We start from the raw sequence: 25,301 nt of genomic DNA, 5'->3' as shown, positions 1-25,301 counted from the left end.
TAGACACATGTCGAATCTGGGTCTGGTCGCGATCTCCGCACCGACGGCGCCTTGCTGCCCGCCGGTCACGGCCGGTGCCCTCACGGCGACCGACGCCGAGGTCATGGCCGGCATGTTCAAGGCCCTCGGCGACCCGGTGCGGCTGCGCCTCTTCGCCAACGTCGCCTCCGCCGACGACGGGGAGGCCTGCGTGTGCGACATCCAGGACGTCGGCGTCTCGCAGCCGACCGTCTCGCACCACCTCAAGAAGCTGCGCGAGGCGGGGCTGCTGACCTCCGAGCGCCGTGGCAGCTGGGTCTACTACCGGGTCGCTCCGGGCGTGCTCGACGCGATGGCCACGATGCTGTCCCCGACCCGCTGACAGCCGCCATGTCCAGCCGGTCGGGCGCGGCGAGCGTCGACCCGCAGCGCCCGCTCGACGTCGTCGTGGTGGGTGGCGGCCAGGCGGGACTCGCGGTTGGCTACCACCTGCGGCGTGCTGGTTTCGTGGGGCTCAGTGACGTCGTCGTGCTCGACGCCAATGACCGCCCGGGTGGGGCGTGGCAGCACCTGTGGCCGTCGATGCGGCTCTTCTCACCGCCTGCTTACTCCTCGCTCCCGGGGTGGATGATGCCGTCGGCCGACACCGACTACCCGCCGGCGAGCCACGTCGTCGACTACCTCGAGCGCTACGAGCATCGCTACGACCTACCGGTGCTCCACGGGCAGCGGGTCACCGCCGTCACGTGTGGCGACGACGACCCTGCCGGGCTCCTGCTCGTCACCACCACGCCGCCCGCGTCAGGCGGCGTCGGCGCGACGTGGCGGGCACGCGCAGTCGTCAGCGCGACCGGCACGTGGGGCAGGCCTTTCGTCCCGCACTACCCGGGGGCAGGCTCCTTCACCGGTGAGCAGCTGCACAGCAGCGACTATCGCGGTCCGGAGCCGTATGCCGGTCGGCGGGTCGTCGTCGTGGGCGGCGGCAACACGGCCGCGCAGCTGCTGGCGGAGGTCTCGCTCGTCGCCGAAACGACGTGGGTGACGTTGCGCCCGCCGCGCTTCCTGCCCGACGACGTCGACGGGCGCGTGCTCTTCGACGTCGCCACGGCCCGACGGCTCGCCCTCGACGCCGGTGAGCCCGACACCGGGGGAGTGGCCGGGCTCGGCGACGTCGTCATGGTCGAGTCGGTGCGGGATGCCCGTGACCGGGGAGTGCTCCAGGCCGAGGCGATGTTCGAGCGCCTGACCCCGACCGGCATCGAGTGGGGCGACGGGGCACGGCAGGACGCCGACGTGATCCTCTGGTGCACGGGCTTCCGCCCGGACCTGCCGCACCTCGCGCCGCTCGGGCTGCGCCGTGACGGCACCCACCCGGCGACCATCGGCACCCGGGCGGCCGACGAGCCGCGCCTGCACCTCGTCGGCTACGGCGACTGGACCGGTCCGGCGTCGGCAACCCTCATCGGCGTCGGACGCACCGCCCGGCAGGCCGTGCGCGAGATCGCGGCGGGTCTCGCGAAGCCGGGCATCAACGCACGCTGAGTTGCCGTCGAACGGCTCGTTCCCGCCGGCCACGCCCAACGCATACCGCGACGGCAACTGAGCACACGATGTCAACGGACCCTCGGGGGCACGGTCCCGACGTCAGCGACTCACAGGTGCGACGTCGAGGGAGTCGAGGAGGCCGAGCACTCGCTGCCTGATCTCGTCGCGGATGGGGCGCACCGACTCGAGGCCCTGACCGGCAGGGTCCTCGAGCTCCCAGTCCTCGTAGCGCTTGCCAGGGAAGATCGGGCACGTGTCGCCGCAGCCCATGGTGATGACGACGTCGGACTCCTGCACTGCGTCGGTCGTCAGCACCTTGGGCACCTCGGCGGTGATGTCGATGCCTTCCTCCGCCATCGCGGCGACGGCCGAAGGGTTGACCTGGTCGGCCGGGGCCGAGCCCGCCGAGCGCACCTCGACGGCGCCGCCGGAGAGGTGGGCCAGATAGGCCGCAGCCATCTGGGACCGGCCGGCGTTGTGGACGCAGACGAACAGCACGCTGGGCTTGTCAGTCATGGGAGCTCCTTGCTCGATGATGGTCTGGAGGAACGGTGCGGCGGATCGGCTCAGTCGCCGAGGCAGTGGTCGGGCACGACGTCGGTGTCGTCAGTGCGCATCGATCAGAGAGCCCTCCGTGGCGGGTTTCGTCAGCTCGGACAGGGCTGCGGGGCCGACCGGCTCGTGGGCCAGCAGCGGCAGGACGGCGACGCGGCCGCAGAGCTCGTTCACGCGAGCGAGTGGTTGGGCTTCGGCTTGGGCGCGGGCGCGCAGGAAGGGCGAGGTGGGGGCCGCGGCCGTGAGGCTGCCGTTGACGACCCAGGCCCACGGCGTGATGCCGGCGCGGGCCAGGTCGTCCTGCAGCTCCTCGGCCTCGAGCACGGGAGTCGTCTCGGGGAGGGTGACGATGACGACCTTGGTCTGGGTCGGGTCCTGAAGGCGCATCAGCGGGGTGACGAAGCGCGCACCCTCGCTCATCTGACGCAGAATCTCGCGGTGGTAGGACCCGGTCGCGTCGAGCAGCAGCAGCGTGTGGCCGGTCGGTGCGGTGTCGAGCACGACGAACTGCTTGCGGGCCTGGAACACGACGTGCGAGAACTGCTGGAAGACAGCCACCTCGTCGGTGCACGGCGACTTGAGGTCCTCGGCCAGTGCGGCCTGGCCTGCGTCGTCGAGTGACTTGCCCTTGCCCGCCATGACGCGAGCGCGGTAGTCGGTGATCGCTTGCGCCGGGTCGATGCGCTCCACGGTGAGGCGCGGCGCCTCTGCCTGCAAGGTCTGGCTCAGGTGTGCGGCGGGGTCGGTCGTCGTCAGGAGCACCTCGTGCCCGCGGCCGGCGAGCTCGAGCGCAACGGCTGCAGCGACCGTGGTCTTGCCGACGCCCCCCTTGCCCATGCACATCACGAGACCGTGGCCGCCGACCTCGAGCTCATCGACGAGAGCCCCGAGACCGATGAATCCCTCTGGCAGAGCGGCCGGTTCGAGCCCATCGACCGGCGCAGCAGTCTGACCCTGGTCGAGAAGTGCGCGCAGCGACGGCACACCGACGGTGTTGGCGGCCAGCAGCGGCACGGTCGTTCGCGGCAGCGCGACCAGCTCGTCGGGGAGGGCGTCGACTGCTGCCTGCTCACGCGCCCGGATAGCGTCGACGACGACGTCGGGGGCGGCATACGCCGGCATGACGCCGTTGACGACAAGGTGCGCGTTGGTCATGCCCAGGGCACGCAGTTCGCCGAACGTGCGCGCCGTCTCCGTGATGGACGAGTGCTGCGGGCGGGTCACGAGGACGAGGCGGGTGCGCTCCGGGTCGGTCAGTGCCGCGAGGGCTCCCGCGTAGTCGTGACGCAGCCGGTCGAGACCGGCGATCGGGCCGAGGCAGGACACGTCACCCTTGCCGTCGGAGAGGTAGGTCGTCCAGTCTCCCGGCAGCTGGAGCAACCGGACGGTGTGCCCGGTCGGGGCGGTGTCGAAGAGCACGTGGTCGTAGGCGGCGGTGACCGCCTCGTCAGCCAGCAGCGAGGTGAACTCGTTGAACGACGCGATCTCGGTGGTGCACGCGCCGGAGAGCTGCTCGGTCATCGAGGCGACCTCGTCGGGCGGCAGGAGATCGCGCACCGGGTCGATGATGGTCGCCCGGTAGGCATCGGCCGCCTGCTGCGGGTCGATCTCGAGGGCATCGAGACCCGGCACGCTCGGCACGGGAGTGATCGCGTTGCCGATCGCGACGCCGAACACCTGCCCGACGTTCGATGCGGGGTCGGTGCTCGTCAGCAGCACCCGCTTGCCCTGCTCGGCGAGGCGCACCGCGGCGGCGCACGCGAGCGAGGTCTTGCCGACGCCGCCCTTGCCCGTGAAGAAGAGGAACCGCGGCAGCGACTCGAGGAACAGCGGCGTCGGCATCATCCTGCGCCGGACCCCGAGATGACCTGCGGCGAAGCGGTGAAGCGCTTGCGGAGGGCGAGGCTGACGTAGACGAGCGCGACGAGCGCGGGCACCTCGATGAGCGGTCCGACAACACCGGCGATGGCCTGCCCGGAAGCAGCCCCGAAGGTCGCGATGGCCACGGCGATCGCGAGCTCGAAGTTGTTGCCGGCGGCGGTGAAGGCGAGGGTGGCGGTGCGCTCGTAGCCCAGGCCGAGCCCGGCACCGAGGGCGAAGCCGCCGCCCCACATGAGGGCGAAGTAGAGCAGCAGCGGCACGGCGATGCGCACGACGTCGAGCGGGTTGGAGGTGATCGCGTCGCCCTGTAGGGCGAAGAGGATGACGATCGTGAAGAGGAGCCCGTAGAGCGCCCACGGCGCGACGCGCGGGATGAAGGTCGACTCGTACCACTCGCGCCCGCGGCGCTTCTCGCCGATGCGGCGCGAGAGGAAGCCGGCCAGCAGAGGGATGCCGAGGAAGATGAGCACCGAGCGAGCGATGTCCCAGGGGGAGGCGTCGATGCCGGTCTGCTCGAGGCCGAGCCAGCCGGGCAGCACCGAGAGGTAGAACCAGCCGAGGCCGGCGAAGGCGATGACCTGGAAGATCGAGTTCAGTGCGACGAGGACCGCGGCCGCCTCGCGGTCACCGCAGGCGAGGTCGTTCCAGATGATGACCATGGCGATGCAACGGGCGAGCCCGACGATGATGAGGCCGGTGCGGTAGGCCGGCAGGTCGGGCAGGAAGATCCAGGCGAGCGCGAACATCAGCGCCGGCCCGATCACCCAGTTGAGGAACAGGGAGCTGACCAGCATGCGTTTGTCGCCCGTGACCGAGTCGAGCCGGTCGTAGCGGACCTTGGCCAGCACCGGATACATCATGACGAGCAGTCCGAGCGCGATCGGCAGCGAGACCCCGTCGACCTCCACCTTCGCCAACCCGTCGCCGAGGCCGGGGACGACGCGGCCGAGCAGGAGCCCGACGAGCATCGCGACGCCGATCCACACCGGCAGGAAGCGGTCGAGCGTCGACAGCTTGGCCGCCACTGGCTCGTGACCGGTCGAGGCGGTCTGCGTGGGGGCACTGGGGCTGGCAGGTCGGCTCACCGATGTCCTTCGAACGTCGTCTGTGACGGTCACCCGTCGACTGGTTATCGACCGCGGTCGATACTTCAACGTTGGCAGTTGTATCGACGTGTGTCAACATTGAGACTGTTCGATGGAAGCGAACGGAAGGTGAACGCGTGAGCATCACGACACTGAGCACCACGCCGCAGCAGCTGCCGCGCGTCGACGACTGCGGGTCGTCCCCGGTTGTCGCGCTCGACCGTGAGGAGGCGGAGCGCCGGGCAGCCCTGCTCAAGGCGCTGGCCGACCCCGTGCGCCTCCAGCTGCTCAGCATCATCAGCGCCTCCCCGAACCGCGAGGCCTGCGTGTGCGACATGACCGAGGCCGTGCCCGTCTCGCAGCCCACCGTGAGCCACCACCTCAAGACCCTCGTCGACGCGGGCATCCTCACCCGGGAGCGCCGAGGCACGTGGGCCTGGTTCCGGCTCGACGCCGCCCGGCTCGACGCGATCCGCGGCTTCCTCGCCTGATCTCCGTCTCAATCGAATGGGCAGTTCGTCGGCTCACGGCGGGGGCTGGCCTCCCGACGAAGTGCTCTTTCGATTGGTAGTTGAGACCGCCCCGCCTGCCGTGGGCACGCTCCCGACGAAGTGCTCTTTCGATTGGGGGGTGGTGGTCAGGGGCGGCGGCGGGTGATCAGACCCTTGACGTACTCCGCCTGACCGAGGTGCTTGGCCGCGTCGTCCAGCACAGAGATGAGGCGCGCACCGACGGTGACCGGCGGGTCCCAGCGCGTGTCGATCACCCGCGCGTATGCCGCCGCGTCGAGGCTCGCGAGGTAGCGCACCGTCCGCTCGTGCACCGCCGCGTGATAGCCCGCGAAGAACCCTGGGTCGGCGACGGTGAACCGCCCGACGTCGCCGGAGCTCATGCTCCAGCCATGGGCCTCGGGCGGGTAGGGCAGGCCGAAGCGATCGAACCAGCCGTCGGCGCGCCAGGCCGAGTCGGCCTCGGCGAGCGCCGCGGCCTGGTCGTCCTGCTGCCGGGCGAGGTGCCAGAGCAGCCAGGCGACGTGGTTGGCGTCGGCATCGGGTCGCCAGAGCAGCTCGTCCACGGAGAGCCCCTCGACAACCCGTGGCAGGCCGTCACGGATGCGTTCGAAGCCGTCGGTCAGGAGGTCACGGGCCAGGTCCGTCGTCACGTCGTCCACCTACCCAGCATCGCGCCGATGCTCGCCAGCCACACGGCATACGGCAATGGGATGCGACGAGAACTGGCCACTCGACTTCGCGGGAGCGACCAGGAGTGGCCACTCGACTTGGGGTGGGCGGCAGATTGTGGCCACTCGACTTGGGCTGGCCGAGAGCGAAACACGTCGTTCACGTGACGGTGAACTCCCGGTGACACGACCTCCCTACGCTGGCGCCCGTGAGTGAGGACCTCACCGTCGACGCGACCCACGGCACCGACCCACCGGTCGGCGCCCTCTTCGACGGATACGACCCCCACCGCGCGTGGGACGAGATGCTCGCCGACGCGGGGAGCCCCCGCACGACCTACAAGGCCGTGCACCACACGCTCCGCTCCATGACGTCGACCTCGCTGACCGAGCGCGTCGAGACCCTCGCGCGCAACTACCTCGACCAGGGCGTGACGTTCGACCACGCCGGCGAGGAGCGGCCCTTCCCGCTCGACGCCGTGCCCCGCGTCATCTCGGCCCACGAGTGGGACGTCATCGAGTCCGGCGTCATCCAGCGCGTCACCGCCCTCGAGGCCCTGCTCGACGACATCTACTCCCGCGAGGGCGACATCCCCCGGGCGGTGCACCAGGGCATCCTGCCGTGGCAGCTCATCGCGAGCTCCAGCCACTACCACCGTGCCGTCATGGGCATCCGGCCCGCGAACGGCGTGCGGATCCAGGTCGCCGGCGTCGACCTCATCCGCGACGAGCACGGCACCTTCCGCGTGCTCGAGGACAACGTGCGGGTGCCCTCGGGTGTCAGCTACGTCATCGCCAACCGGCGCGCCATGGCCAACGTCTTCCCCGAGGCGTTCGCGACGATGCGCATCCGACCGGTGCACGACTACCCGCGCATGCTGCTGTCAGCCCTGCGCGCGTCGGCGCCCGACGGCGCCCACGACCCGACGGTCGTCGTGCTGACGCCGGGCGTCTACAACAGCGCCTACTTCGAGCACGCCCTGCTCGCGCGGATGATGGGCGTCGAGCTCGTCGAGGGCCGCGACCTCGTCTGCACCGGCGGCCAGGTGCGCATGCGCACGACCTCGGGCGACCGGCCCGTCGACGTCATCTACCGCCGCGTCGACGACGAGTTCCTCGACCCCGTGCACTTCCGCGGCGACTCGGTGCTCGGCGTCGCCGGCCTCGTCTCGGCGATGCGCGCGGGCCGGGTCTCGCTCGCCAACGCGGTCGGCAACGGCGTCGCCGACGACAAGCTGGTCTACAGCTACCTGCCCGACCTCATCCGCTTCTATCTCGACGAGGACCCGATCCTCCCCAACGTCGACACCTACCGGTGCAACGAGCCCGAGGCGCTCCAGCACGTGCTCGACAACCTCGACTCGATGGTCGTCAAGCCGGTCGACGGCTCCGGCGGCAAGGGCATCGTCATCGGCCCGCGCGCCGACGGGCCGACGCTCGACAAGCTGCGCGCCACCCTGCGCGCCAACCCGCGCAACTGGATCGCCCAGCCCGTCGTTCAGCTCTCGACCGTGCCCACCTTCATCGACGGCCGCCTGGCCCCGCGCCACGTCGACCTGCGGCCCTTCGCCGTCAACGACGGTGACGAGATCCGTGTGCTGCCAGGCGGACTCACGCGCGTCGCCCTGCCCGAGGGTGAGCTCGTCGTCAACTCCAGCCAGGGCGGTGGCTCGAAGGACACCTGGGTGCTCGCCGCCCGCGGCACTCCCGTCGGCGGTCCGGCCAAACGGGCCCAGGACGGCCGGGAGGTCATCGTCATGACACCCCCGACCGCCTCCTACGAGGACTCGCTGCGCGCCCAGCAGCAACAACAGCAGCAGACCCAGCGCCAGGGCGGCGGGGGTGAGGGCTCGTGCTGAGCCGCATCGCCGAGTCGCTCTTCTGGATCGGCCGCTACGTCGAGCGCGCCGACGGCACCGCCCGCATCGTCGACGCCCTGCGCCTCCAGCTCCTCGAGGACCCCACCGCCGACGAGTCGGCTTCAGCCGCAACGGTGCTCGGCGTCATCATGGGTATGCCGGTGAGTGGGCCCACGAGCGTCGCTGATGTCGGCTCCCGGCTCGTCTTCGACCGGTCGTCGACGAGCTCGGTCACGGGCGCCCTGCACGCCGCGCGCGAGAACGCCCGCCGCGCGCGGGAGACGCTCTCGACCGAGCTGTGGGAGAGCATCAACACGACGTGGCACCGGTGGAACGGCCTCGGCCGCCACAGCGTGACCGAGCGCCACCTGTCGTGGGTGCGCGAGCGGGCCTCGCTCATCGCCGGCATATCCGACTCGACGATGAGCCACGACGACGCGTGGCAGTTCCTCGTGCTCGGCCGCGCCCTCGAGCGCGCCGACATGACGGCCCGGCTCGTCGCGACGGGAGGGCTCTCGAGCGGTGGGCCGCCGTGGTCGGCGGTGCTGTCGAGCTGCGGCGCCCAGCAGGCCTTCATGCGCAGCCACCGCGGCATGCTCACCGACGAGCGCGCCGCAGCGTTCCTCGCCCTCGACCGGCAGTTCCCCCGCTCGGTGCTCTTCGCCCTCACCGAGGCCGAGTCGCGTCTGCGCTCGCTCTCGCCGGAGGTCGAGCGGCTCGGCGTCTCGGACGAGGCACGACGCCGGCTCGGCAGCATCCGCACCGTGCTCGAGTACGGCATCACCTCCGACGTCGTCGCGGGCCTGCCTGTGCAGATGCAGGCCGTGCAGACCGCGGTCACCGCCGCCTCCGCCGCCATCGCCGAGCGCTACTTCCAGTCCGGCCCGCTGCCCACGTGGACCGAGGAGCTCATCTGACATGCGCCGCTTCCGCATCGTGCACTCGACGTCGATGGCCTACGACCTGCCCGTCCGTGCCTCGCACAACGAGCTGCGCATGAGCCCGGTCAACGAGCCCGGTCAGACGACGCTCGACAACCGGGTGCGCGTCAAGCCGCTCACGTGGAGTCTGCTCTACCGCGACCACTGGGGCACGCAGGTCATGGCGCTCGAGTCGCTCTCGCAGCACAGCCACCTCGACATCGAGGCGACGAGCACCGTCGAGCGCGTGCCTGTCGACTCGCCGGTCGACTCCGCCGGCTGGACCACCCTGCAGGACCCCGCCGTCCGCGACCGCACCTTCGAGTGGCTCATGCTCTCGCGCCGCACCCGGCCCGGCGAGGGGGTGGACTCCCTCGCCGACTCGGTGCGCGGGCTCGCGACACCCCGCGAGGCGGCATACCGGCTGTGCGAGCTGCTCCACGACGAGATGACCTACGAGCCCGGCTCGACCGCGGTGCACAGCAGCGGCGAGCAGGCGTGGGCCGAGCGGCGCGGGGTGTGCCAGGACTTCGCGCACATCGCCGTCGGGGCGCTGCGCAGCCTCGGTATCCCGGCCCGCTACGTCTCGGGCTACCTCGTGCCCAAGCGCGACTCGGAGGTGGGTGAGACGAGCGTCGGCGAGAGCCACGCGTGGGTCGAGTTCTGGGACGGCGCCTGGCTCGCCGCCGACCCGACGAACGCCCGGCCCGTCGGGCTCGAGCACGTCGTCGTGGCCCGCGGACGCGACTATGAGGACGTGCCGCCGCTCAAGGGCGTCTACTCCGGCCAGGGCGTCGCGACCCTCGACGTCGCGGTGCGCTTCACGCGGCTCGCCTGAGCCGCCCACAGTCCGAGGTGACCCCGGCACAGGGGCGGGTGCCGGGGTCACCTCGATACGGGACGCGATCCGGGAGAGGATCGGGTCATGACCGCTGAGAGCTACGACGTCGAGCGGATCCGCTCGCACTTCCCCGCGCTGCGCGAGGGCGCCGCGCACTTCGACGGGCCGGGCGGCTCGCAGACCCCCGAGGTCGTCGCGCGCGCCGTCGCCGACACGCTGACCGCGGCCATCGCCAACCGCGGCACGGTGACGCCGGCCGAGCGGCGCGCCGACGCCGTCGTCGTCGAGGCCCGCGCCGCTGTCGGTGACCTGCTCGCCGTCGACCCCCGGGGCGTCGTCTTCGGCCGGTCGGCCACCGAGCTCACCTTCCACCTCGCGCGCACCCTCGCCAAGGGGTGGGGGCCCGGCGACGAGGTCGTCGTCAGCCGGCTCGACCACGACGCCAACGTGCGCCCGTGGGTCATCGCCGCCGAGGCCGTCGGGGCGACCGTGCGCTGGGCGGAGTTCGACCCTGCGACAGGCGAGTTCGCTCCCGAGGCCGTCGAGTCGGTCGTCTCGGACCACACCCGTCTCGTCGCCGTGACCGCCGCGTCCAACCTCATCGGCACCCGGCCCGACCTGCCCGCCATCGCCGCCGTGGCCCACGACCACGGCGCCCTGCTCTGGGTCGACGGCGTGCACGCCACCGCGCACGTGCTCACCGACGTGCCAGCGAGCGGCGCCGACTTCTGGGTCTGCTCGCCCTACAAGTTCCTCGGCCCGCACCACGGGGTCCTCGCCGCGAGGCCTGAGCTGCTCGAGTCACTGCACCCCGACAAGCTGCTGCCCTCGAGCGACGCCGTCCCCGAGCGCTTCGAGCTCGGCACGCTGCCCTACGAGCTGCTTGCCGGCACCACCGCCGCCATCGACTTCCTCGCCGATCTTGCTGCGCCGCAGTCGGATTCGCGTCGTGACCGCCTCGCCGCGTCGTTCGCCGCGCTCGAGGAGCACGAGGACGCTCTCCTCGTCACGCTGGAGGAGCGGCTGCGCGCGATCCCCGGCCTCACGGCATACAGCCTCGCGAAGCGGCGCACGCCGACGCTGCTCGTCACCGTCGAGGGCCACGACCCGCAGGACCTGCGCGCGGGGCTCGCCGAGCGCGGCGTCAACGCTCCTGCCGGGCACTTCTACGCGTGGGAGTGCAGCCACCACCTCGGGCTGGGCGCCACGGGTGGGCTGCGGATGGGCCTCGCCCCCTACACGAACGCCTCGGACATCGACCGGCTCGCTCGCGGGCTCGAGGAGATCTGCGGGAGCAGCTCGTGAGCCGGCCGGTGCCGCTGCCGGCGGGGCCGGGGCAGGAGTCGGCGTGGGACTACCCGCGCCCACCCGCCGTCGAGGCGAGCGACGAGCTCGTCGAGGTGCACCTCGGCGGCGAGGTCGTCGCCCGCACCCGTGCGTCCCTGCGCGTCCTCGAGACGAGCCACCCGCCGACCTACTACCTGCCGCGGGGCGCCTTCGTGCCCGGCGCGCTCGTGCCCGTCGAGGGCAGCAGCGTGTGCGAGTGGAAGGGACGCGCGGCGTACTTCGACGTCGTCGGAGGTGGCCGGCGGGCTCCCCGGGCGGGGTGGCACTACCCGACCCCGGTGCCGGCGTATGCCGTCCTGGCGGGTCACGTCGCCGTCATGCCGGGTCTCGTGGACGCGTGCTTCGTCGACGGCGAGCGGGTGCGCCCGCAGGAGGGCGGCTTCTACGGCGGGTGGATCACCGACCGGGTCGTCGGGCCCTTCAAGGGCGGACCCGGCTCCTGGGGCTGGTGACCGCGCGAGAGTCGAGAATGGCCGCGCCCTCAGCGCGGTCGGCCCTCAGCGCGGTCGGCCCTCAGCGCGGTTGCGCCCTCAGCGGGGGAGCTCGTGGATGTGGGCGTCGACCAGGGCGCCGTCCCGCACGTCGAGCACGGCGAAGGTGCCCGCCGGCTGACGACGGCGGTCGGTGGGCGAGCCCGGGTTGAGGATGCGCAGGCCGTCACCCGTCTCGTCCAGCGGGATGTGGGAGTGGCCGAAGACGACGAGGTCGGCGGTGGGGAAGGCCCGTCGCAGGCGGGCCGTGCGGCCCTGTCGCTGCCCGCTGTCGTGGACCATGCCGACGCGCAGGCCCTCGAGCTCGACCTCGAGGGTCTCGGGGGCACCCCACTCGGCGACCTCGGCCACGTCGTTGTTGCCCATGACGACGTGCACCGGCGCGAACGCGGCGAGCAGCTCGAGCACGTCGGGGGTGCACACGTCGCCGGCGTGGAGGACGACGTCGGCGGCGTCGAGCTCCGGCAGCAGGGCGGGCGGGCAGGCCTTCCAGCGGCGGGGGGCGTGGGTGTCCGACAGGACGAGCACTCTCACGGTGCGGTCACCGCTGCTGCCTCCCTTGCGCCGTGCGTCTCGACGAGACGTCGCTCACCGACGCTACCCCCGGCGGCGAACGCGGCGCGATGATGGTCCGGAGGGTCCGACGGCGGGCCCGCGCGACGAGGAGGCACAGTCATGCGCATCGCGGTGCTCGGCACGGGCGGGATCGGCGGCTACTTCGGCGGGCGGCTCGCGGCGGCCGGCCACGACGTCACGTTCCTCGCGCGGGGGCCGCACCTCGAGGCGATCCGCGACCACGGGCTCGTCGTGACGAGCGTGGCCGGGGACTTCACGGTGCAGCCGGCGAGTGTCACCGACGACCCGGCCTCCATCGGCGAGGTCGACACCGTCCTGCTCGCCGTCAAGACGTGGCAGCTGGACCCCGTGCTCGAGGTGCTGCCCAGCCTCGTCGGCTCCGACACGGCGGTCGTCACGACCCAGAACGGGGTCGAGGCCCCCGACCAGGTCGCCGCGGTCGTCGGCCGCGAGGCAGTGCTGCCCGGCATCGCGAAGATCTTCGCCTACATCGACGCACCTGGCCGCATCACCCACGCGGGAGGCCCGGCGTCGCTCGCCTTCGACGAGTGGTCGACCCTGCCCGGGTCACCCTCGGCCCGCGTCACCCGCCTCCGCGAGGCCGTCACGGCATCCGGCGCCGTGTCGCCCGTGCCCGACGACATCTGGGCGGAGCTGTGGTCGAAGATGCTCTTCGTCGTGCCCTTCGGCGGGCTCGGAGCGGCGCTCGACGCGACGATCGGCGCCCTGCGCTCGAACCCCGCCCGGCGGGCCCTGCTGGGTGACGCGATGCGCGAGGTGGAGACGCTGGCCCGGGCCCGCGGCATACACCTGCCTGAGAAGGTCGTCGCCGGCACGATGGCCTTCGTCGACGACCAGCCCGCCGACGCGACGACCTCGCTGCAGCGCGACCTGCTCGAGGGCCGGCCGTCGGAGCTCGACGCGTGGACGGGAGCCGTCGTGCGACTGGCTGAGGCCTCGGACGTCGACGTACCGCTGCACCGCCTCCTCCTCGAGGTGCTCACCTCGCGGCACCCGGGGGCGCTCATCGGTTGACGGGCGGCGCCGGGAGCGTCGCGAGCGGCTGCAGCGTCCGGGGGCGGCGGCGGGCCGGCGGCCTGACGTGACAGGGGAGTCGGCTAGGTTCTGCTGTCCGTGGAGTGGTTCGACGCGATCGCAGCCCGTGCCCGCCCGGCCACGGGTGAGGTCGCGCTCAGCGCACCCCAGGTGACGGTCGTGCTGCTGCTCGCGCTCATCGTCGTCATCACGCCGCCGGTCTGGCAGGTCGTGCGGCTCGGCGTGACCCTCGTGCACGAGCTCGGGCACGCCGGCGTCGGGATCGTCGTCGGCCGGCAGTTCACGGGCTTCGTGCTCCGGGGCGACATGTCGGGACACGCCGTGACGCGCGGCCCCGCCCGGGGTCTCGGGCGCATCGTGTCGACGTGGGCGGGCTACCCGATGCCGGCCCTGCTCGGCGCGGCGGTGGTGTGGGCCGCGCTGCGCGGCTGGTCGGCCCCGGTCATCACCGCGATGATCGTCATCCTTCTCCTCGCGCTGATCCGGGTGCGGTCGGCCCTCACCGTACTCGTCGTCCTCGCCGCGCTGGCGTGGCTCGGGGCGCTGTGGTGGTGGCGCAGCGACACCCTGCAGCCCCAGGTGCTGCTCAGCCTCGGGTGCGTGCTCCTCGTGGGCGCGTGGCGACACCTGTCGGCGGTGCTCGGAGACCACAGCTCGGGCAGCGACCCCGGAGTGCTCGCGGCCCTCAGCCACGTGCCTCGCGCGGTGTGGAATGCGAGCTTCGTGCTCGTCTGCGCGGCGTCGACCTGGGTCGTCGCCGGCGAAGTGCTGCACACCCTGCGCTGAGCGAATCACACCGCGCGGGTGAGGCCGACCCCCCCGTGCGCGGGCACGCTGGTCGGTATGAGCACGAACGGCGACACCGTCCCGGTCCCCACGACACCGACACCGACGTCGGCGACGGCGCCCGAAGCGACGCCCGCGTCGGCGGCGGCGTCGGCGCCCGCGTCGGCGCCCGCGACGACCGCGGGCCCGCCCGCCGCCCCCGTGCATCCCGTGGCAGAGCCGGTCTCGCCCCGCAGACGGTGGCTCTCCATCCTCTCGGCGCTCATGATCGTGCTCGGCTGCGTGCTCGTGCCGGTGACGGCCGCGTCCTTCTGGGCGCGGACGACGATCACCGACACGGACTCCTACGTCGGCGTCGTCGGGCCCCTCGCGAGCGACCCTCAGGTGCAGGCCGCCGTCGAGCAGGAGCTGACGGCCAAGGTCATGACGGAGCTGTCGAAGCTCGACATCATGGGATCGCTCACCACCGCCCTCGAGCAACGTGGCGTCTCGCCCGCCCTCGCCCAGGCGCTTGCCCTGCTCCAGTCGCCGGTCCAGGACCGGACCGAGGCGCTCGTCAGCCGGATCGTCGACCGCGTCGTCACGAGCGACGCCTTCGCGAACGTCTGGGTCAGCGCCAACCGCGTCGCGCACACGCAGCTCATCCGCCTCCTCGAGGGCCAGACCACCGTGCTCACCCAGCAGAACAGCGGCCAGGTCGTCGTCGACCTCAACGCGCTCTCGGGGGCCGTGCGGGTCGCCCTCCAGGACGCCGGCGTGCCGGGCGCCTCGCGGCTGCCGGACATCGGAGGCACGGTCGTCGTCGGCGACGGTCAGCGCCTCAGCCAGGCCAAGACCGCCTACCAGCTCATCAACGGCCTGCCGTGGGTGCTGCTCGTCGTCACCGTCGGCCTGCTCGTCGGAGGAGTCCTCCTCGCGCGGCGGCGGACCCGGGCGACGCTGCTGACGCTCGGCGGCGTGCTCGTGGCGGCCCTGCTCACGCTCGTCGCGGTGCGCGTCGGCGGCGACTACGCCATCTCCGGCATCAAGCCGGGCAACCGGGGCGCAGCCGGCTCGGTCGTCACCGCAGTGACCGACCGCCTGCGCGACATCCTGCGCGTCATCGGCTGGCTCGCCCTCGCCGCGCTCGTCGTGACGGCCCTGACGGGCAGCGGCCCCCGGGCCAGTGCCCTGCGCCGCTCCGTCGGTGGCACGACGAGCCGGGCCTGGGGCGCCGCGGTGGCGTGGCGGCACACCCCCCTCGTTGCCGGCGCGGTCGCTCTCGTGGCGGTCGTCGTCCTGCTCGCCGTCGACCTGCCGGTGTGGCTCGCCTTCGCTCTCGTCGTCGTGACCGTCGTGGCGGGCGTGCTCGCGTGGCGCAGCATCCGGCCCGCCGACGCCGTCGCCTGACCCATCCACCCCGAGGCGGTATGCCGCCCGCTTCCTCCCGGCCCACCGCGGGGTGTGCCGCCCGCCCCCTCCCCGTCCCACCGCGGCGGTATGCCGCCCGTCCCCTGCGCAACACACCGAGCAGTTGCCAACTGGGTGCGGCACACCGCGTGGGGTTGACGACTGCTCGGTGTGTTGCGGTGGCGGGTGGCTCAGCTCGCGGTGCGGCATACCGCGTGGGGTTGACGACTGCTCGGTGTGTTGCGGAGCTGGGGTGGCTCAGCTCGCGGTGCGCATACCTCGTGGGGTTGAGGGCTACTCGACCTGGTGCGGGGGATCGCCGGCGTCGCGGTGCTGGACGAACTCGACCGGGTTGTCGTCGGGGTCGAGGACATAGGCGACGCGCAGGCCGCGCACGTCGTGCGGCTCCTGCAGGACCCGCGCCCCGTTGCGCGTCGCGAGCGCGAAGGCCGCCTCGACGTCGTGGGTCCAGAGCACGAGCTCGGCGCCGCGGCCCGGCTCGTCGAGGCGGATCTCGAGGCCGTGGTCGCGGCGGCGGGCCTGGGCCGAGCCGACCCCGAGCGTCAGCCCCTCGAGCTTGAGCTCGACGTGGTCGGCCGCACCGTGCATCGGCGTGCGGAAGGACTCGACGAAGCCGAGGTGGGCATAGAAGGCGGCGGTGCGCTCCACGTCGTGCGAGTAGAGGTTGACCTGAGGGGTGGTGAACACGAGTCCGACCCTACGACGGCACCCCCTCGCCGCGCGGCTTGCCGGCGCGCCGTCAGTTGAGGTTCATCGGCGGGTGGGGCGGCTGCGACACCGCTCCCAGAGCCGTCGCGAACTCCTGCTCGCGTCGCACCAGCGCGAGGCCGAGACGCAGGCGAGACTCGGTGTCCGTGCTCTCGAGGAGGGACTGGCGGTCGCCGACGTCGAGCGGAACGACCTGCGGGACGGCATACGACAGCAGCCGGTTGTCGTCGGGGAGCTCGGGCTCGTCCTGCCCGAGGAGCGCGGCGAAGGCGAGGAGCTGCTCCCGCACCCGCTCGGCGAGGGTGCTGACCCGCAGGTCGTCGCCCTCCGGCTCGTCGAGCCACGTGACGTCGCCCGTCGCGTAGGGCGTCGCGGCTGCCGGGTCGATGCCGTCGAGGCGGAAGCGGTCGGTGCCGACGGAGACGACGAGGAAGCGCTCACCCTCGAGCGCCGCGGCCTGGGTCAGCAGGGCGGCACACCCGACGGGGTGCAGCGCCCGGACACCGTCTTCGCCGACCTCGTAGCCCTCGCGGATCGCGACGACCCCGAAGAGCGGCGAGCGTTCGTCCTGGCCCGCGAGGAGGTCACGGAGCAGGGCGACGTAGCGCGGCTCGAAGATCTGCAGCGGCAGCTGGGCGCCCGGCAGGAGCACGGTGCCGAGGGGGAAGAGCGGCAGGGTCGCCATGACTCCAGCCTAGGTCGCGACGGCGGGCGCGCCAGCCCTGACGGGTAGGTCGCCGCGCCCTGAGGCGCGTTCAGTCCTGGACGGGGCTCGCCATGAACTGTGTCGCGGCGAGCTGGTCCTCGAGGTCGCCGTTCGCGCTCGTCAGCGCCCGCGCGAAGCCGAGCGCGAGCCCCATGGCCTCCTGGTCGCCGAGGCCGAGGCGGACCGCGACCTCGTTGGCGTTGGCAGGGCGCTTCTCGGGGTCCTTCTCGAGGCAGTCGGCGATGAGCTCACGCAGGTCCTGGGGGATCTCGTCGGGCAGCGCGGGCGGCGGCTCGTTGACGTGCGACAGGGCCGTGGCGATCGGGGTGCCCCGGTCGAAGGGACGCTTGCCCGAGAGCATCTCGTGCCCGACGACGCCGAGGGCGTAGAGGTCGCTGGCGCCCGTCGCGGCGTGGCCGAGGGCCTGCTCGGGGCTGATGTAGTTGGGTGTGCCGAGCATCTCGCCGTGCTGGGTGTGACCGCTGGCGTCGAGAGCGCGCGCGATGCCGAAGTCGGTGAGCTTCACGACCCCGTCGGGGCGCACGAGGATGTTGGCGGGCTTGACGTCACGGTGGACCACCCGGGCCTCGTGGGCCACCCCGAGCGCGAGGGCGGCCTGCCCGAGGATCGAGCGCACCTCACCCGAGTCGAGCGGGGCGCGCTCCGCGAGGATCTTGGACAGCGGCTCACCGTCGACGAGCTCCTGGACGAGGAACGCGAGGCCGTCGTCCTCGCCGTAGTCGAAGACCGTCGCGATGTTGGTGTGCATGAGGCCCGCAGAGTGGACCGCCTCGTCGCGGAAGCGCAGGGCGAAGAGCCGCTCGTGGTCGGCGTCGGGACGCATGATCTTGATGGCGACGTTGCGCTGGAGCACGTCGTCGATGCCGGCCCAGACGTCTGCCATGCCGCCAGAGGCGATGCGCTTCTCGAGGCGGTAGCGGTTGCCGAGCACGAACCCTTCCTGCAAGCGGTTCATGTCAGCACCTCGGGCCTTTCGGACAGAAGGTGCACGTCGTTCGACATCTCGGAGGCCTTCGTCAGCGGGAATGGTACGGGAACGCGTGCGGTGGTGGCCGCAACGCGTGGGCGGCACCATCCCGCCCGTGCCCCCGAGGCACGGGAACCCCGTACCCGCCGAGGCGGCCCCGCGAACACCCCTGCTCGACCGGCGTGCTCAGGACTCCTCGAGCTTCTCGAGTCTCTCCTCGAGGCCGTCGAGGATGAGGCCGAGGCCGAAGTCGAACTCGGCAGCGTAGGCGTAGGACTTGCCGAGGACCTGCTCGGTCATCATCTCGGCGAGGTACGGGTAGCTGCCCACGGGCAGAGCCATCTCGGCGACGAGCACGTCGGCCTGCTCACCCGACTCCATCGGAAGGTTCAGCTCGGTGAGCACGAAGCCGTAGACGTAGGCGTCGATCGCGGAGAAGGCGTGGGCCGCGAGCGCCACGGTGAAGCCGTTGGTGCGCAGGCAGCCGAGCACGGTGTCGTGGTGGTGCAGCAGCGCGGGGCCGGGGTTGCGGCGGGACTCGATGAGCCCGAGAGCCCAGGGGTGGGCGGCGAGCCTGGCGCGTGACGAGGCGGCCCGCTCGCTCATGGCTGGGCGCCACGGCTGGTCGAGGTCGGGCAGCTCGATGCCCGTGAAGACCCAGTCGGCGAGGCCGTCGAGGAGGTCGTCCTTGCCGGAGAGGTGGTGGTAGAGCGACATCGCCTCGACGCCGAGCTCGGCGCCGACGTTGCGCATGCTCACCCCCGCCAGCCCCCGCCGGTCGGCGACCCGGGCCGCCGCGTCGACGATGCGGGCTCGGCTCAGGGCCGGGCGGTCGCTCATGGCACCTCGACTTCGGGGTTGTGAAACTTACACGTGTAAGGCTACCGTACCCCTGACAGGGACTTACGGGTGTAAGGAAGAAATGATGAGAGCAGCTGTCGTCGATCGCTACGGGCCGCCGGCCGTCGTGCGGGTGGCGGAGGTAGCCGCCCCGACGCCGCGCGCCGACGAGGTGGTGGTCCGGGTGTCGTCGGCGGCCGTCACGGTGGCGGACTCGCGGATCCGGGGCGCCCGCTTCCCACGCGGGTTCGCTCCGGTGGCCCGGCTGGTCTTCGGGGGCTCCTTCTCGGGGGTCGTCGAGGCCGTCGGGTCTGACGTCACCGGCCTTGCCGTCGGTGACGAGGTGTCCGGCACGACTGGCGCCTCGATGGGGGCGCACGCCGACCTCGTGGCTGCCAAGGCGAAGCGGGTCGTGAAGAAGCCGGCCGGCCTGACCCACGACGACGCGGCCGCCGTGCTCTTCGGCGGGACGACGGCGCTGTTCTACCTGCGCGACAAGGCCGGCGTGAAGCCGGGCCAGTCGGTGCTCGTCAACGGGGCCTCCGGTTCGATCGGCACCAACGCCGTGCAGCTCGCCAAGCACTTCGGAGCCACCGTCACCGGCGTCACGAGCGGGGGCAATGCTGCGCTCGTGAGCGACCTCGGCGCCGACCAGGTGATCGACTACACGCGGACTCCGTTGGACGAGGTCGGCGAGCGCTTCGACGTCGTGCTCGACACCGTCGGCAACGTGAGCCCTGCGTCGGGCAAGCGCCTGCTCCGTCCGGGAGGCGTGCTGCTGCTCGCGGTCGCCGACCTGTGGCAGACCGTCACCGCGCACGGCCAGGTAAAGGCCGGACCGGCACCCGAGCGCGCCGAGGACGCGAAGCTACTTCTGCAGCTCGTGGCTGACGGCACGCTGAAGGTCGTCGTCGACCACGCCTACGACCTCGTCGACATCGCCGCCGCGCACGAGCGGGTCGACACCGGCCACAAGGTCGGCAACGTCGTCGTACACCCCTGACCGCCCGCCTCGAGCGCTGCGCGATGGTCTGCGTGAATTGGGGGTAATCACCACCAGTGTGAGCAGACCATTCGTCAGGCCATCCGCAACGCCATCCGCAAGGCCATCGTCGAGGCTACGAGGTCGTTGCACGTGGGCGAGGGGGGAACCGTCGCCTCCGCTTCGCTCCGGCTCCTCCCAAATCCGCCTGTCCATACGCGATGACGAAGGGCCCAACCGACAGCGAAAGGGCCCCAGTTCACCTGAACTGGGGCCCTTCGTCATCGCGTGCGCGAGGGGGGATTTGAACCCCCACGCCCTTTCGGACACTGGCACCTGAAGCCAGCGCGTCTGCCGTTCCGCCACTCGCGCGTGACAAGGACACAGTGTGCTGTATGCCGCGCCGGATCGCCAAACCGGGTCCGCCCCGGCAACCACGTCGCGCTCACGCCACGGCACACCCCTGAGGCGCCGTGCCGTGAGCGTCCCCGGCGCTACGTCAGAGCGGGGGTGTCTGCGGGGCCTTCCTGGGCGGCATACCCCTGCGTGTGACGCCCGCGGGGGCGGTCACCGAGCGACAGGGTGGCGAGCAGCCCGAGGACGAGGAAGCCGGCGGCGGTGAACGCGGCATAGCGGGTGGCGTCGGAGAACGCCTGCTCCGCGACGGGGGCCGCCGCTGCGGTGCGCGGGTCACTCGACAGCCCTGGGATCGCCCCGCCCGCGCTGTCGACGACGGCGTTGACGATGCCCGTGCGGGCCGCCTCGGGCACGCCGAGGTCGGCGAGCCCGCTGTCGAGGCGCACGGCGGCGGTCGTGAAGAGGACGGTGCCGAGGATGGCGATGCCGAGCGCCGAGCCGATCTGCCGCGAGGTCGACTGCAGGCCGGATCCCTCGCCGCTGCGCTGCAGCGGGACGTCGACGAGAACGACGCCCGTGAGCTGCGCGGTCGCGAGCCCGACCCCGAAGCCGTAGACGAACAGGCACGGCACCACAGCGACCCACGACGACGTCGGGCTGATGACGAGCCCGAGGGCCGCGATGCCGACGATCTCGGCCACGATGCCCGCCCGCACCATCGCGGCGGGCTGGAGGTGGCGGCTCAGGGCAGCCGAGATGCCGCTGGCCGTGAACGAGCCGATGGCGAGGCCGAGCAGGACGAGACCGGTCTGGAAGGCGGTGTAACCGAGGACGTTCTGCAGCCACAGCGGCAGCGACAGGACGATGCCGAACTCCCCGAGGCTGACGATGAGCGCCGCGATGTTGCCGTTGCGGAAGGAGCCGATGCCGAAGAGGTCGAAGCGGAAGAGGGTCGGCAGCCCGGCGGCCGTGCGACGCAGCGTGCGCACGACGAAGATCGCTCCGGCGACCAGCGTCACGGCGAAGGCCACCGGCACGGGCGAGAGGGCGAACGGCCAGGTCCACGAGCCGATCTCGAAGGGCTTCGTGCTGCTCCACCAGCCGTAGGTGCGCCCCTCGATGAGCCCGAAGGCGAGGGTCGCGAAGGTCACCGCCGACAGCAGGGCGCCGACGAAGTCGATGCCCCGGTCCTCGTCAGCCCGCGACTCGTCGACGAAGAGCAGCACGCCGGCGACGATGAGCAGCCCGATGGGGAGGTTGATGCCGAAGGCCCACCGCCACGAGAAGGACGTCGTGAGCCACCCTCCGAGCAGCGGCCCGAGCGCGACCATGCCACCGATCGTGGAACCCCAGACGGCGAAAGCGATGCCGCGGTCGCGCCCCGTGAAGCCGACGTTGATGAGCGAGAGCGTCGTCGGCAGGATCATCGCCCCGCCGAACCCCTGGATGATGCGGGCGCCGATGAGCGCCTCGCCGGAGGTCGCGACGGCGGCCAGCCCGGACGCGACGACGAAGACGGCGACGCCCAGGAGCAGCATCCGCCGGCGCCCGATGCGGTCGGCGAGCGCGCCCCAGATGAGCAGCGTTGCGGCGAAGACGAGGGTGTAGGACTCCTGCACCCACTGCACCTGCGAGGAGGTGAGGCCGAGGTCGGCGACGATGTTGGGCACCGCGACGTTGACGATCGTCGAGTCGACGATGATGAGGGCGACCGCGATGCTGATGGCGACGAGCCCGAACCAGCGGCGGCGTGCGTGGTCCTCGGACACGATGACCTCGATTCTGACGAGGGCCGGATCGGCGCATCCTGCCTGATAGTTAGACGACCGTAGTATCGGTCACGGGCCATACAATCGCCAGATGCAAGGTCCGTCAAGTGGCGCCCCAGGGGGCCCACCGCACGCCCCGGAGACGATGGCGCTGCGAGACCTCGCCACCGCCGGTTCCGAGGCCACGACGGCCCTCGCCCGACGCATGACGATGCACCCCACCGACCTCGCCGCCATGAGCCACATCGCGTATGCCGCCGAGCAGCTCGGTCCCGGAGAGCTGAGCTCGCGCCTGGGCATCACTCCCGCAGCGACGACCGACCTCATCGACCGGCTCGAAGCCGCGGGTCACCTTCTGCGAGAACGCAACCCGGCGGACCGGCGACGGGTGCGGCTCGTGCCGACCGAGAGCGCCAAGGCCGCCGTGCGGGGCCAGCTCGCCGACCTGCTCGAGCGGCTCGACGCCGTCTCGGAGGACTTCACCCCGGACGAGCGCGCCGCCATCGGGCGCTACCTCGAGGCGGCGGCCGCGGCCTACCGCGACTTCGCTCAGGACTCCTAGCGCGGGGCGGCAGTTACCTCGAGGCGGCGCCGCCGTCTTGCGGGGCGGACCAGCCGCCGTGCGGGGCGGCGCTGACGCCGTGCGGGGCGGCCCGGCCGCCGTGCCGCTCGCCGAGCTGGTAGTCGTCATCGGCGAACACGCCACCGAGCACTCGGGGTGACACCGCCGGACCCAGCCGCTCGATCCGGCACGCGTGGACCTCGGCGTCGTCCTGCGGGTCGAAGCCGATGGCGAGCCCGGGCGTCAGGTCGACCTGGCTGCGCGTGTTGCGGGAGACACCCCACACGACGTGGTGCCCGTCGGCGCCCGTCGTCAGCGTGGCGAGGACGAGCCGGACCATGTCGGCGGGCGAGAGCCACCAGTGCAGGCCGTAGGTGCCGACGGGCGCAGCACTGAAGGCCATGATGCGCGCACTGACGACCGTCATCGCGAAGCGACGGGCGAAGAGCCCGCCCAGTGCCTCCACCGCCGCCTTGCTCACCCCGTAGTACGTGTCGGGAGCCGGCAGCGGCATACCGCGGCGCGCCCCGGTCGAGTCAGCGGGCAGGTAGCCGACCGCGTGCACGGAGCTCGCGAGCAGCAGCCGGTCGACCCCGGCGAGCCGCGCCGCCTCGCACACCGCGCGGGTGCCGTCGACGTTGACGGCGAGCAGTTCGGGCCAGGGTCGCTCGTCGGCAAGAGCGCCGAGGTGCACGACGAGGTCGGCGCCCGTGAAGGCGGCCACGTGCGCGTCGACGTCACGCAGGTCGGCACTCACCACCCGCTCGCCCGGCCCGCCAGCCGTGCCCGGCGCGCCAGCCGTGGCCGGGGCGCCAAGCGTGGCCGGCACACCCGGCATCTCGGCCGCATCGCACAGCACGAGCGAGTGCCCGGCCTCGATCAGCAGTGGCCGGATGGCCGTCGCGATGCGACCGGCAGCGCCGGTCATCGCGATGAGCGACACGTTCGGTCAGAGACCGTCGACGACGACGGCCGCCATCTCCATACAGGCGTCGTGCGTCTTCTTCGCGATCTTGAGCGGGTCGAGGTGCAAGCCCGGGGCGAGCATCGGGTCGAAGGGGATGTCGACGACCGCACGCACCCACTGCTCGAAGTGCTCGCGGGTGTGCACGCCGGCCCCGACGTCGTTGCCCTTCGCCGAGGTGTGCGAGATGACGCACACGGCGTTGCGCACGAGGTCGCCCCGGCCCATCGTCACGAGGGCGTCGAGGTTCTTCGCCGCGACGACCGACGTGTCGTCCTTGAGCGAGGTCGCGAAGACGAGCATGTCGGCCCGGGCCGCCGCCGCCAGCCAGTTGGGCGAGAGGCGGTTGTTGCCGGTGTCGATGACGATCATCCGGTAGAACCTCGAGAGCTGGGTGTGCAGGTCCTCGAACTCCTGCTCGCCGATGATGCGCATGGCCTCGTCGTCGTCGGCCGAGGCGAGCACGTCGAAGCTGAGGCCGCGCTGCTCGCGCACCCAGTGCTCGAGCTCGCTCGTGCCGGCGTTGGGGTCGCGGGCGATCTGCGGCAGCGCCGCGAGCAGGTCGACGACTGTGCGGTGGTGCGGCTGCGAGGGGGCGCGCATGCCGAGCGTGCCCTCGGTCTCGTTGTTGTCCCACGCGAGCACCGACCCGGAGCGGTAGCGCCCGAGGTAGCTCGCCAGCATCATCGTGACGAGCGTCTTGCCGCCCCCACCCTTGGTGTTGATGACCATGATCGTCTTGCGGCCGTTGAGCGGCCGGGCGATGCGGTCGACCCGGTCGCGCTCGAGCAGCTCCTTGACGCTCGGGCCGAGGCCGAAGGCCTTGCGCAGGCCGGAGTTGGCCTTGACCTTCTGCCGCTCGCCCTTGGAGCGGGCCGTGATGAGGTCCTCGGCGCTCGGCCGGTCGGTGGAGCCCGTGCGCGAACGCACCGGAGTGAGGTCGTAGCCGGTGTCGGGGTCCGACGGACCGCGCAGCGCCTGCGACCGCTCCAGCTCGGCCGGGTCGACGTACCCCTCCTCGACGGCAGCGGCCACGTCGGGGTCGAGAGCCGGCCGTGCGGCATACGCCTGCTGTGCGGCGGTGTGGTCGGTGGAGTCGATCGTCGGCGCCACGTCGTCGGACGAGTAGCCCGCAGGCGTCCAGCCGGAGTACTCCTCCTGCGAGGCGTCGGCGACGTCGGCATCGTGCTGCCGGTCGGCCCAGTGGTTCGTGCTCATGTCCGTGTCCCCCTCGGTCGAGCCGCCGGACGGCTCCCACGTCTCCCAGCTGGTCGGCGCCGCAGCGCCACCCAGGCCGTCATCAGCGGTGGTCCAGGCCGCGGCGGAGTCGCCGGCCTCGACGTGCGATCCGTTCTGGCCATACTGGCCGTACTGCCCGTAGTCGGCGGCGTACTCGCCGCCGTACTCGTAGGAGTCGGTCCAGTCGGTGCTGTCCACGGTCTCGGCTCCCTCAGCCCCGTTGACACCGATGGACGCGGGCGCGCCGTTCGTCGTCTCGTCGGTGTCGCCGCTGATGTGCCACGACGTGTCCTCCCACGTCGACGACCACGGGTCGGCGGGCTCGGGATCCTCGAGGTGGGTGGGCGCCGGCGCCAGCGGGATCGGCAGGGCGAATCCGCTCGGGATCGAGTTGTTGGCCGGGTATCCGGGCAGCCCCCGGACCTCGTCGCTTCCCGTCTCATCCTTGCTCATCGAGCACTCCTTGCCGTCTGCCGCAGTTCTGTCGCGCCCACCGAGGGGCTGACCTGCGCGGCCACCCCGGTGCGGGCACCCCGTGTGATCGTCCCACGACTGCCGCCCGCGGCAAACCCGCTGCCCGCCGCCGTGGACGCCAGGGCCCCCCACGTCCACAGCCACGACACAGACCGAGCAGGTATGCCGTCCTGCGGGCTTGTCGGTGGGACCTCCCGGGTG

General features: G+C 72.0%; 25 protein-coding genes and 1 tRNA gene. 13 read left to right on the top strand and 13 right to left on the bottom strand.

Annotated features, from left to right (window positions below):
- Window positions 1-7 precede the first annotated feature (7 nt).
- Both FHX52_RS18540 and FHX52_RS18535 read left to right on the top strand, forming a co-directional pair.
- The gene (locus FHX52_RS18540; RefSeq protein WP_141823875.1) at window positions 8-361 is read left to right on the top strand and encodes an ArsR/SmtB family transcription factor; all 354 of its coding nucleotides are present in this window, start codon (window positions 8-10) and stop codon (window positions 359-361) included.
- Window positions 362-369: 8 nt separating this feature from the next.
- Window positions 370-1,521: an ArsO family NAD(P)H-dependent flavin-containing monooxygenase gene (locus FHX52_RS18535; protein WP_141823874.1), complete on the top strand. Its 1,152-nt coding sequence runs from the start codon at window positions 370-372 to the stop codon at window positions 1,519-1,521.
- A 102-nt stretch (window positions 1,522-1,623) separates the two neighbouring features.
- Here FHX52_RS18535 and FHX52_RS18530 read toward each other — a convergent pair whose 3' ends face one another.
- The 3 genes from FHX52_RS18530 to arsB form a co-directional block, all read right to left on the bottom strand.
- A complete protein-coding gene (locus FHX52_RS18530; RefSeq protein WP_141823873.1) occupies window positions 1,624-2,040 on the bottom strand; it encodes an arsenate reductase ArsC in 417 nt (138 codons plus the stop codon).
- A gap of 90 nt (window positions 2,041-2,130) precedes the next feature.
- Window positions 2,131-3,924 carry an arsenical pump-driving ATPase gene (gene arsA, locus FHX52_RS18525; protein ID WP_221630661.1) on the bottom strand — a complete coding sequence of 598 codons (1,794 nt, stop codon included), beginning with the start codon at window positions 3,922-3,924 and terminating at the stop codon, window positions 2,131-2,133.
- Window positions 3,921-5,045 (bottom strand): ACR3 family arsenite efflux transporter, encoded by a 1,125-nt coding sequence (gene arsB, locus FHX52_RS18520; protein WP_141823872.1) that lies wholly within the window; start codon window positions 5,043-5,045, stop codon window positions 3,921-3,923. Before arsB ends, arsA begins: the two co-directional genes overlap by 4 nt.
- 137 nt (window positions 5,046-5,182) lie before the next feature.
- On the opposite strand from arsB, the gene FHX52_RS18515 reads away from it, so the two are divergent.
- Window positions 5,183-5,536 carry an ArsR/SmtB family transcription factor gene (locus FHX52_RS18515; protein ID WP_141823871.1) on the top strand — a complete coding sequence of 118 codons (354 nt, stop codon included), beginning with the start codon at window positions 5,183-5,185 and terminating at the stop codon, window positions 5,534-5,536.
- A 146-nt stretch (window positions 5,537-5,682) separates the two neighbouring features.
- Here FHX52_RS18515 and FHX52_RS18510 read toward each other — a convergent pair whose 3' ends face one another.
- Window positions 5,683-6,207, bottom strand: a complete 525-nt coding sequence (locus FHX52_RS18510) for a mycothiol transferase (RefSeq protein WP_141823870.1) — start codon at window positions 6,205-6,207, stop codon at window positions 5,683-5,685.
- Window positions 6,208-6,530: 323 nt separating this feature from the next.
- Here FHX52_RS18510 and FHX52_RS18505 point away from each other — a divergent pair, with 323 nt between their 5' ends.
- The 5 genes from FHX52_RS18505 to FHX52_RS18485 all read left to right on the top strand — a co-directional run bounded on the left by FHX52_RS18505 (window position 6,531) and on the right by FHX52_RS18485 (window position 11,644).
- A complete protein-coding gene (locus FHX52_RS18505) occupies window positions 6,531-8,084 on the top strand; it encodes a circularly permuted type 2 ATP-grasp protein (RefSeq protein WP_141824759.1) in 1,554 nt (517 codons plus the stop codon).
- Window positions 8,078-9,001, top strand: a complete 924-nt coding sequence (locus FHX52_RS18500) for an alpha-E domain-containing protein (RefSeq protein ID WP_141823869.1) — start codon at window positions 8,078-8,080, stop codon at window positions 8,999-9,001. Before FHX52_RS18505 ends, FHX52_RS18500 begins: the two co-directional genes overlap by 7 nt.
- 1 nt (window position 9,002) lies before the next feature.
- The gene (locus FHX52_RS18495; RefSeq protein ID WP_141823868.1) at window positions 9,003-9,842 is read left to right on the top strand and encodes a transglutaminase family protein; all 840 of its coding nucleotides are present in this window, start codon (window positions 9,003-9,005) and stop codon (window positions 9,840-9,842) included.
- 87 nt (window positions 9,843-9,929) lie between these two features.
- The gene (locus tag FHX52_RS18490; protein ID WP_141823867.1) at window positions 9,930-11,150 is read left to right on the top strand and encodes a cysteine desulfurase-like protein; all 1,221 of its coding nucleotides are present in this window, start codon (window positions 9,930-9,932) and stop codon (window positions 11,148-11,150) included.
- On the top strand, window positions 11,147-11,644 hold the full coding sequence (locus FHX52_RS18485) for a DUF427 domain-containing protein (RefSeq protein ID WP_246070232.1): 498 nt from the start codon (window positions 11,147-11,149) through the stop codon (window positions 11,642-11,644). The genes FHX52_RS18490 and FHX52_RS18485 overlap by 4 nt, the downstream gene beginning before the upstream one ends.
- A 78-nt stretch (window positions 11,645-11,722) precedes the next feature.
- Here FHX52_RS18485 and FHX52_RS18480 read toward each other — a convergent pair whose 3' ends face one another.
- Window positions 11,723-12,217, bottom strand: a complete 495-nt coding sequence (locus FHX52_RS18480; protein WP_141823866.1) for a metallophosphoesterase family protein — start codon at window positions 12,215-12,217, stop codon at window positions 11,723-11,725.
- A gap of 141 nt (window positions 12,218-12,358) precedes the next feature.
- On the opposite strand from FHX52_RS18480, the gene FHX52_RS18475 reads away from it, so the two are divergent.
- The 3 genes from FHX52_RS18475 to FHX52_RS23975 all read left to right on the top strand — a co-directional run bounded on the left by FHX52_RS18475 (window position 12,359) and on the right by FHX52_RS23975 (window position 15,490).
- Window positions 12,359-13,294, top strand: coding sequence for a 2-dehydropantoate 2-reductase (locus FHX52_RS18475; protein WP_141823865.1), 936 nt, complete (start codon window positions 12,359-12,361; stop codon window positions 13,292-13,294).
- A 99-nt stretch (window positions 13,295-13,393) separates the two neighbouring features.
- The gene (locus tag FHX52_RS18470; protein ID WP_141823864.1) at window positions 13,394-14,101 is read left to right on the top strand and encodes a M50 family metallopeptidase; all 708 of its coding nucleotides are present in this window, start codon (window positions 13,394-13,396) and stop codon (window positions 14,099-14,101) included.
- Window positions 14,102-14,158: 57 nt separating this feature from the next.
- Entirely contained in the window at window positions 14,159-15,490 is a 1,332-nt protein-coding gene (locus FHX52_RS23975; protein ID WP_185747377.1) for a hypothetical protein, read from the top strand.
- Window positions 15,491-15,784: 294 nt separating this feature from the next.
- Here the strand turns inward: FHX52_RS23975 and FHX52_RS18460 are convergent, their stop codons facing one another.
- The 4 genes from FHX52_RS18460 to FHX52_RS18445 all read right to left on the bottom strand — a co-directional run bounded on the left by FHX52_RS18460 (window position 15,785) and on the right by FHX52_RS18445 (window position 18,753).
- Window positions 15,785-16,198 (bottom strand): VOC family protein, encoded by a 414-nt coding sequence (locus FHX52_RS18460; RefSeq protein WP_141823863.1) that lies wholly within the window; start codon window positions 16,196-16,198, stop codon window positions 15,785-15,787.
- A 52-nt stretch (window positions 16,199-16,250) separates the two neighbouring features.
- Window positions 16,251-16,904 (bottom strand): LON peptidase substrate-binding domain-containing protein, encoded by a 654-nt coding sequence (locus tag FHX52_RS18455; RefSeq protein ID WP_141823862.1) that lies wholly within the window; start codon window positions 16,902-16,904, stop codon window positions 16,251-16,253.
- Window positions 16,905-16,974: 70 nt separating this feature from the next.
- Window positions 16,975-17,901 (bottom strand): serine/threonine-protein kinase, encoded by a 927-nt coding sequence (locus FHX52_RS18450; protein WP_141823861.1) that lies wholly within the window; start codon window positions 17,899-17,901, stop codon window positions 16,975-16,977.
- Between the two features lie 198 nt (window positions 17,902-18,099).
- Window positions 18,100-18,753 carry a TetR/AcrR family transcriptional regulator gene (locus tag FHX52_RS18445; RefSeq protein ID WP_141823860.1) on the bottom strand — a complete coding sequence of 218 codons (654 nt, stop codon included), beginning with the start codon at window positions 18,751-18,753 and terminating at the stop codon, window positions 18,100-18,102.
- Window positions 18,754-18,838: 85 nt separating this feature from the next.
- Between FHX52_RS18445 and FHX52_RS18440 the strand changes: the two genes are divergently transcribed.
- Window positions 18,839-19,756: an NAD(P)-dependent alcohol dehydrogenase gene (locus tag FHX52_RS18440; RefSeq protein ID WP_141823859.1), complete on the top strand. Its 918-nt coding sequence runs from the start codon at window positions 18,839-18,841 to the stop codon at window positions 19,754-19,756.
- Window positions 19,757-20,024: 268 nt separating this feature from the next.
- Here the strand turns inward: FHX52_RS18440 and FHX52_RS18435 are convergent.
- Both FHX52_RS18435 and FHX52_RS18430 read right to left on the bottom strand, forming a co-directional pair.
- Window positions 20,025-20,107, bottom strand: a tRNA-Leu gene (locus tag FHX52_RS18435).
- A gap of 122 nt (window positions 20,108-20,229) precedes the next feature.
- Entirely contained in the window at window positions 20,230-21,861 is a 1,632-nt protein-coding gene (locus tag FHX52_RS18430) for a DHA2 family efflux MFS transporter permease subunit (protein WP_141823858.1), read from the bottom strand.
- A 91-nt stretch (window positions 21,862-21,952) separates the two neighbouring features.
- On the opposite strand from FHX52_RS18430, the gene FHX52_RS18425 reads away from it, so the two are divergent.
- On the top strand, window positions 21,953-22,423 hold the full coding sequence (locus tag FHX52_RS18425; RefSeq protein ID WP_141823857.1) for a MarR family winged helix-turn-helix transcriptional regulator: 471 nt from the start codon (window positions 21,953-21,955) through the stop codon (window positions 22,421-22,423).
- Window positions 22,424-22,436: 13 nt separating this feature from the next.
- On the opposite strand, the gene FHX52_RS18420 is transcribed toward FHX52_RS18425, so the two are convergent.
- Together FHX52_RS18420 and FHX52_RS18415 are read right to left on the bottom strand one after the other, a co-directional pair.
- The gene (locus tag FHX52_RS18420) at window positions 22,437-23,366 is read right to left on the bottom strand and encodes an NAD-dependent epimerase/dehydratase family protein (RefSeq protein ID WP_141823856.1); all 930 of its coding nucleotides are present in this window, start codon (window positions 23,364-23,366) and stop codon (window positions 22,437-22,439) included.
- A 6-nt stretch (window positions 23,367-23,372) separates the two neighbouring features.
- Window positions 23,373-25,079, bottom strand: coding sequence for a MinD/ParA family ATP-binding protein (locus tag FHX52_RS18415; RefSeq protein ID WP_141823855.1), 1,707 nt, complete (start codon window positions 25,077-25,079; stop codon window positions 23,373-23,375).
- Between the last annotated feature and the right edge of the window lie 222 nt (window positions 25,080-25,301).

Origin of the sequence: Humibacillus xanthopallidus, from assembly GCF_006717145.1 — a bacterium.
Taxonomy (GTDB): domain Bacteria; phylum Actinomycetota; class Actinomycetes; order Actinomycetales; family Dermatophilaceae; genus Humibacillus; species Humibacillus xanthopallidus.
The sequence above is the reverse complement of the archived record's forward strand: the minus strand, read 5'-3'. Positions and strand labels throughout refer to the sequence as shown.

Excerpts from the sequence above, each read along its gene's own strand:
- FHX52_RS18490 (WP_141823867.1), top strand. The coding sequence starts at position 9,930 with ATGACCGCTGAGAGCTACGACGTCGAGCGGATCCGCTCGCACTTCCCC.
- FHX52_RS18530 (WP_141823873.1), bottom strand. The coding sequence starts at position 2,040 with ATGACTGACAAGCCCAGCGTGCTGTTCGTCTGCGTCCACAACGCCGGC.
- FHX52_RS18455 (WP_141823862.1), bottom strand. The coding sequence starts at position 16,904 with ATGGCGACCCTGCCGCTCTTCCCCCTCGGCACCGTGCTCCTGCCGGGC.
- FHX52_RS18495 (WP_141823868.1), top strand. The coding sequence starts at position 9,003 with ATGCGCCGCTTCCGCATCGTGCACTCGACGTCGATGGCCTACGACCTG.
- FHX52_RS18535 (WP_141823874.1), top strand. The coding sequence starts at position 370 with ATGTCCAGCCGGTCGGGCGCGGCGAGCGTCGACCCGCAGCGCCCGCTC.
- FHX52_RS18425 (WP_141823857.1), top strand. The coding sequence starts at position 21,953 with ATGCAAGGTCCGTCAAGTGGCGCCCCAGGGGGCCCACCGCACGCCCCG.
- FHX52_RS18440 (WP_141823859.1), top strand. The coding sequence starts at position 18,839 with ATGAGAGCAGCTGTCGTCGATCGCTACGGGCCGCCGGCCGTCGTGCGG.
- FHX52_RS18450 (WP_141823861.1), bottom strand. The coding sequence starts at position 17,901 with ATGAACCGCTTGCAGGAAGGGTTCGTGCTCGGCAACCGCTACCGCCTC.
- FHX52_RS18415 (WP_141823855.1), bottom strand. The coding sequence starts at position 25,079 with ATGAGCAAGGATGAGACGGGAAGCGACGAGGTCCGGGGGCTGCCCGGA.
- arsA (WP_221630661.1), bottom strand. The coding sequence starts at position 3,924 with ATGATGCCGACGCCGCTGTTCCTCGAGTCGCTGCCGCGGTTCCTCTTC.
- FHX52_RS18505 (WP_141824759.1), top strand. The coding sequence starts at position 6,531 with ATGCTCGCCGACGCGGGGAGCCCCCGCACGACCTACAAGGCCGTGCAC.
- FHX52_RS18540 (WP_141823875.1), top strand. The coding sequence starts at position 8 with ATGTCGAATCTGGGTCTGGTCGCGATCTCCGCACCGACGGCGCCTTGC.
- FHX52_RS23975 (WP_185747377.1), top strand. The coding sequence starts at position 14,159 with ATGAGCACGAACGGCGACACCGTCCCGGTCCCCACGACACCGACACCG.
- FHX52_RS18445 (WP_141823860.1), bottom strand. The coding sequence starts at position 18,753 with ATGAGCGACCGCCCGGCCCTGAGCCGAGCCCGCATCGTCGACGCGGCG.
- FHX52_RS18475 (WP_141823865.1), top strand. The coding sequence starts at position 12,359 with ATGCGCATCGCGGTGCTCGGCACGGGCGGGATCGGCGGCTACTTCGGC.